The organism is Pseudomonas sp. P7758 (assembly GCF_013386485.1).
In the GTDB taxonomy this organism is placed as follows: domain Bacteria; phylum Pseudomonadota; class Gammaproteobacteria; order Pseudomonadales; family Pseudomonadaceae; genus Aquipseudomonas.
Genome location: NZ_JACARS010000234.1, coordinates 1 through 4,805 on the forward strand (window position 1 = coordinate 1; position 4,805 = coordinate 4,805).

Sequence of the window (4,805 nt, forward strand, 5' to 3'; positions counted from 1 at the left end):
TCCATGGTACTCGCCAGTCGTTGTTCATCGGCCTGGCAGCCACAGCGATTGCGATGACCATCGCCATCGTGCTTGGCCTGTTTGGCGGGCTGGGCGGCGCGCGGGTGGACCGCGGCGTGGGTTGGTTGCTGGAAGTACTGTTTGCGTTTCCGAGCCTGATCCTGGCGCTGTTGTTCGTGGCGATTTTCGGCAGCGGCATCGGCCCGCTGATCGTCGCCACCGGGCTGGGCAGTGCACCGGGTTATGCGCGGATGGTCCGTGGCCAGGTGCTGGCGGTGCGCAACGCGGGCTATATCGAAGCCGCCCGGGCCCTCGGGCATCCGCCGCTGCGCATCATCCTGCGCCAGTTGCTGCCGAACGCCATGCGCCCGTTGATCGTGACCCTGACCATGGGCGTGGGCCAGGCGATTGTCTGGGCCTCGGCCCTGAGTTTTCTCGGTCTGGGCGCCCGTCCGCCGGCACCGGAGTGGGGGACCATGTTGTCCATGGGCCGCGACTTCATCGCCAACGCCTGGTGGCTGACGTTCTTCCCCGGGCTGTTCATCGTATTGACCACGCTGTCGACCACGGTCACTGGCCGTTACCTGCAACAACGCCTGGAGGGCCGTCTTTCATGAGCGACCAGAAACGCTTGATCGTTGAAGGGCTGTCCATCGAGTTTGCCGGGCAGTCGGTGGTGCGCAATCTGTCTTTCACCCTGGAGCCTGGCAAGACCCTGGCGCTGGTGGGCGAATCCGGCTCCGGTAAAAGCGTCACCGCCCGCAGCCTGATCGGCCTGGCGGGTGCGGGCGCGAAGGTTACGGCGCGCACCTTGAGCTATGACGGTGTGGATTTGCTCAGCCTGTCGGAACGCGGCTGGCGTCGTTTGCGTGGCAATGGCGTCGGTTTCGTGTTGCAGGATGCACTGGTGTCTCTCGACCCGTTGCGGCCGGTGGGCAAGGAAATTCTCGAAGTGCTGGAGACCCATCGCTGGGGCGACCGTCGCAGCCGTGGCGAACGCGTCATCGAACTGCTGGATCTGGTGGGCGTACCCGAACCGCAACTGCGTGCGCGCCAGCGCCCCGATCAACTCTCCGGCGGCCTGCGCCAGCGTGCGCTGATTGCCAGCGCACTGGCATTGAACCCCGGCCTGGTGATTGCCGATGAACCGACCACGGCGCTGGATGCCACGGTGCAGGCGCAGATCCTGCAGGTATTGCAGCAGATCAAGGCCCGTGGCGATTCGCTGCTGATCATCAGCCATGACCTGGCAGTGGTCGCGCAATTGGCGGATGAGGTGCTGGTGCTGCGCCACGGCGAAGTGGTGGAGCAGGGGCCGATGGATCAGGTGCTGCTCAACCCGCGCCACGCCTACACCCGCTCGCTGCTGGATGCGGTGCCCGCCGAACATGCCCGTGGCACACGCCTGTCGCCGGAGCGCAGCAACGCTGTGGCGCAACCACGGCCCGGCGCGGATTCGCCGGTGTTGCTCAAGGCCTCCGGGCTGGGCAAACGGTATGTCGGCCCCGATCAACAGTCGCGCCAGGTGGTGGACGACGTCAGCTTCGAGCTGCGCGCCGGTCGCACCCTGGGCATCGTCGGTGAATCCGGCTCCGGCAAAACCACCGTGGCACGCATCGCCCTCGGCTTGCTGCAACCGGATGCCGGTGAGGTGCGTTTTCTCGACCAGCCATGGGCCGCGGCAGGTACCGAGCGGGTCGAGGAAAAGACCCGCCGTGTGAATCGCCGGGATATCAGCGTGATTTATCAGGACCCGCTGAGTTCGTTCGACCCGCGCTGGACGGTGGGGCAGATCCTCAGTGATGCGCTGGACGTTGCCGGTATCGACGCCGAGCAACAGGCGGCCCGCGTGACACAGTTGCTCGACCAGGTACGCCTGGCGCCGCAATTGGCCGAGCGCCGACCGTTGCAACTGTCGGGCGGGCAGCGCCAGCGCGTGGCGATTGCCCGGGCGATTGCCAGCAACCCCAAAGTGATTATCTGCGACGAGCCGGTGTCGGCGCTGGACGTGTCGGTGCAGGCCCAGGTCCTGGATCTGCTGGCCGACCTGCAAGCCTCGCTGGGCCTGGCCTACCTGTTTATCTCCCACGACCTGGGGGTGATTCGCCACGTCAGCGACGAAGTGTTGGTGATGCGCCACGGCCAGGTGGTGGAAAGCGCCAGCGTCGAGACGTTGTTTGAATCGCCCCAGCACGAATACACCCGGCGCCTGCTGGGCGCGGTGCCACGCCTGCCAGGCAGCGGCAAGCAGTTGGTGGTGCCGGCCCTGGAGCCGGAAAACCCCGGCTGGCTGTTTGATGAATCGCGCCTGTGGAAAATCGCCATCTAGACCTGAATCAAGGAAGTGCCATGAGCAAGTTGTCTGCTGTACCCACGCCGCCGGTTGTAACGGTGGCCGAACTGAACGCCCGCGCCGACCGCATCCTGCCGCAGATTGCCGCCGGCGCTGCGCAACGTGAGCGTGACCGCCAACTGCCGTATGAGGCCGTGGCGCAGATCGCCCAGGCCGGGTTGTTTACCGTGCGGATTCCCAAGCGGTTTGGCGGCGCCGGTGGTTCGGTCAAGGACGTGATTGCCTTGCTGATTCGCATCGCCTCGGCCGACTCCAACGTGGCCCAGGCGCTGCGCCCCGGTTTCGGGTTTGTCGAAGGCCTGCTGGCGTCCCGCGCCGAGGGGGCGGAGGAGGAGCGCGAGCGCTGGTTCGGGCGCTACCTGCAAGGCGCCGTGATCGGCAATGCCGGCTGGGAAGTCGGCGGTGCCAACGGTTCGATCAGTGCGCGCATCGTGCGTGACGGCGAGCACTTTCGCGCTTGCGGCAGCAAGTACTACAGCACCGGTTCGTTGTATGCCGATTGGGTCAGCGCCGTCGCCCTGGACGAGAATGACCAGCCCGTGTCGTTCATCCTGCCCCGCGACCGCCAGGGCCTGGAGTTGCTGGATGATTTCGACGCCATGGGCCAGCGCCTGACCGCCAGTGGCACCACCCATCTGCATGATGTGCAGGTGTTGGCCAGCGAGATCCGCACCCGCACCGTCGAGGAAGGCAAGCGCACGATTGTCACGCCGTTCCTGCAAGTGTTCCTCGCGGCGGTGCAGGCCGGTATTGCGCGCAATGCGCTGAATGATGCGGTGACCTTCGCCAAGGAGCATGCGCGGCCGATCAAGCACAGCAGCGCCACGCGCTCGGTGGATGACCCGTACGTGGAACTGAGCGTGGGCGACGTTTCGGCCCGGGCCTTTACCGCCGAAGCGGTGGTGTTGCACGCGGCGGACTCCATCGACCGCGCCTGGGCTGCGGATCTTGATGCGGTGGCCGTCGACCAGGCGGCAGTGGATGTGGCCCAGGCGCAATACATCGCGGCCGAATCGGCGCTCAAGGCTGCCGAGCTGGTGTTCGACGTGGGTGGCGCTTCCACCACCGGCCGTGCGCATAACCTGGACCGGCACTGGCGCAACGCGCGCACCGTGGCCAACCACAATCCCCGGCACTGGAAAGCCGCAGCCGTGGGCGCCTGGCAACTCAAGGGCACGCCGCCTCCGACATCGGGGCTGTTTTGAACAAAGCCCTCGACCTTTCACACCCCTTGGGCGAGGTGGGCACCGGGCATGCGCGCCGGGTGCCGATGATCATCGGCTGTGCGCTGTTCATGGAACTGATCGACGCCACGGCGGTGCTCACGGCGCTGCCGCAGATGGCCCAGGATTTCGGCGAGCCCAGCGTGCGCATGAACCTGGTGGTGTCGCTGTACCTGTTGGCGGTGGCGCTGTTCGTGCCGGTCAGCGGCTGGGCGGCCGACCGGTTCGGGCCGCGTCGGGTGTTTATCAGCGCCATCGTGCTGTTCACCCTCGCGTCGGTGGCCTGTGCCTGCTCGGGCTCGCTGTTGCAACTGTCCCTGGCGCGTTTGGCCCAGGGCGCCTCGGGGGCGATGATGGTGCCGGTGGGGCAGGTGATCCTGCTGCGCTGGTCGGCGCGGGAAAACCTGCTGCGTGCCATGTCGTACCTGACGGTGGCGGCGCTGGTTGGGCCGCTGCTGGGCCCACCGTTGGGCGGGCTGTTGGTGACGGTGCTGTCGTGGCACTGGATCTTCCTGATCAACCTGCCGATCGGCGTGCTTGGGGTGATCCTGGTGCTGCGCTATATCCCGGACTATTCCGGGACGCCCGGCCAGCCATTGGACGTTCCCGGCCTGTTGCTCAGCGGTGTGGCATTGGGCGGGCTGGTGTTCGGTTTCGAGGTGCTGGGCCACGGCCTGTTGCCGCGCCAGTGGGCGTTGCTGCTGATTGGCGGCGGGCTGTTGAGTGCCTGGCTGTATGTCCTGCATGCACGGCGGACGGCGTACCCGTTGATCGATTTTTCATTGTTGAAAATCCCGACCTTCGCGGTGAGCTTCTGGGGCGGCAACCTGATGCGCATCGGCAGCGCGTCACAGCCGTTTTTGCTGGTGTTGCTGTTCCAGCTGTGTTTCGGGCTTAACCCGTTGCAGGCGGGGCTGCTGAGCGTGGCCGGTGGCGTGGGTGCGTTGCTGATGAAAATGCTGGCAGTGCGGATTGTCAGCCGCTTCGGTTTCCGGCGCACCTTGATCGGCAATGCGGTGCTCACCGGTGCAACCATCCTGGCGTGCAGCCTGTTCGAGGTATCAACGCCTTACTGGATTGTAATACTGGTGTTATTTGGCAGCGGGATCATTCGCTCGCTGCAATTCAGCACCCTGGGGGCGTTGACCTATGCCGACGTGCCACCGGAGCAATCCAGCCGCGCCAGCAGCCTGTCGGCGATGACCATTCAGTTGACGTTGAGTTTATCG

General features: G+C 65.7%; 4 protein-coding genes. All 4 read left to right on the forward strand.

The genetic code is table 11. The annotated features are described in order from the left end of the window. Positions 1–617, forward strand: a 617-nt coding sequence (locus tag HX873_RS31020; protein WP_177123769.1) for an ABC transporter permease, incomplete at its 5' end; no start/stop codon positions are given. Further along, positions 614–2,329 (forward strand): ABC transporter ATP-binding protein, encoded by a 1,716-nt coding sequence (locus HX873_RS31025; protein WP_177123771.1) that lies wholly within the window; start codon positions 614–616, stop codon positions 2,327–2,329. The genes HX873_RS31020 and HX873_RS31025, both read left to right, overlap by 4 nt. Before the next feature lie 20 nt (positions 2,330–2,349). Then, complete coding sequence (locus HX873_RS31030; RefSeq protein ID WP_008431174.1) at positions 2,350–3,558, forward strand: acyl-CoA dehydrogenase family protein; 1,209 nt, start codon at positions 2,350–2,352, stop codon at positions 3,556–3,558. Continuing rightward, positions 3,555–4,805 (forward strand): MFS transporter (locus HX873_RS31035; protein ID WP_177123773.1); only part of this gene is annotated, 1,251 nt, incomplete at its 3' end. The genes HX873_RS31030 and HX873_RS31035, both read left to right, overlap by 4 nt.

What these genes read in the sequence shown, in the direction of transcription:
- HX873_RS31025 (WP_177123771.1), top strand. Translation starts at nt 614, where the DNA reads ATGAGCGACCAGAAACGCTTGATCGTTGAAGGGCTGTCCATCGAGTTT.
- HX873_RS31030 (WP_008431174.1), top strand. Translation starts at nt 2,350, where the DNA reads ATGAGCAAGTTGTCTGCTGTACCCACGCCGCCGGTTGTAACGGTGGCC.